This window comes from Kluyvera sp. EC_51 (genome assembly GCF_019584505.1).
Taxonomy (GTDB): Bacteria; Pseudomonadota; Gammaproteobacteria; order Enterobacterales; family Enterobacteriaceae; genus Kluyvera; species Kluyvera sichuanensis.
In genome coordinates this window covers 1-929 of sequence record NZ_VDAG01000057.1, presented here as the reverse complement: position 1 = coordinate 929, position 929 = coordinate 1, and the positions used below count along the sequence as shown (strand labels likewise).

Annotated in this window: 3 protein-coding genes and 1 pseudogene; 1 reads left to right on the top strand and 3 read right to left on the bottom strand. The window is 46.4% G+C overall.

What is annotated here, in order from left to right:
- The 3 genes from FHC49_RS24405 to relB all read right to left on the bottom strand — a co-directional run.
- Positions 1-83, bottom strand: an 83-nt coding sequence (locus FHC49_RS24405) for a hypothetical protein (RefSeq protein WP_225622907.1), incomplete at its 3' end; no start/stop codon positions are given.
- Between the two features lie 109 nt (positions 84-192).
- The gene (gene relE, locus FHC49_RS11635) at positions 193-480 is read right to left on the bottom strand and encodes a type II toxin-antitoxin system mRNA interferase RelE (protein ID WP_000323025.1); all 288 of its coding nucleotides are present in this window, start codon (positions 478-480) and stop codon (positions 193-195) included.
- The gene (gene relB, locus FHC49_RS11630) at positions 480-719 is read right to left on the bottom strand and encodes a type II toxin-antitoxin system antitoxin RelB (protein WP_000534858.1); all 240 of its coding nucleotides are present in this window, start codon (positions 717-719) and stop codon (positions 480-482) included. The genes relE and relB overlap by 1 nt, the downstream gene beginning before the upstream one ends.
- 24 nt (positions 720-743) lie before the next feature.
- Between relB and FHC49_RS24400 the strand changes: the two are divergent.
- Positions 744-824 (top strand): annotated as a pseudogene (locus FHC49_RS24400) (hypothetical protein); the annotation flags it as partial.
- Positions 825-929 lie beyond the last annotated feature (105 nt).

Below are 929 nucleotides of genomic sequence, written 5' to 3'. Positions count from 1 at the left end.
GTGGACCAGTTGGTGATTCTGAACTTTTGCTTTGCCACGGAATGGTCTGTGTTGTCGGGAGGATGCGTGATCTGATCCTTCAACTCAGCAAAAGTTCGATTTATTCAACAAAGCCCCGCCTGGATAACACCGAATGTCAACGCAAAGCAGAAGTGTCACCTTCGGTGCGAAACAGAGATGTCATGCTTTGGTTCAGAGAATGCGTTTGACCGCCTCGCTATATACTTCCGAGCGTTCTCTTTTCCCAACAGAAATCACGAAAACGACAACTTTCTCGTCTATAACCTGGTATACAAGGCGATAGCCTGAAGACCGGAGCTTAATCTTGTAACAATCAGGCATACCACGGAGCTTGTTTGCTTCAATCCGGGGTGACTCAAGTACTTCAACCAGCTTCTTTTTCAACTGTTCACGTACCGTCGAGCCCAGCTTTCGCCATTCCTTTAGTGCCCGCTCGTCAAAATCCAGAAAATACGCCATCAGAGTTCATCCAGCGTCACACGTACTGGCTTAGGATTACGAAGCCGTTCTTTCACTATCTCCACAAGTTCAGCATCTTCATCACTCAGGAGTGTCTGTTTGAACGGCAAGCGTTCATTGTCAGCGATATACTCGAGCATGAGACGAAGCGCTTCAGAAGGAGTTACGCCCATTTTTTCAAGCGCGGCGTAAGAACGCGCTTTAAGTTCATCGTCAATACGCAGGTTAATGCTACCCATGTCTTACACCTCTTGTAATTACAAATGTCATTACAAGTATCGCACTACAACATGCTTAGGGCAAGTCACGAAGGAAGTCAGAAAGTAGTCGTAAGGGCACTGTTGCAAAGTTAGCGATGAGGCAGCCTTTTGTCTTATTCAAAGGCCTTACATTTCAAAAACTCTGCTTACCAGGCGCATTTCGCCCAGGGGATCACCATAATAAAATGC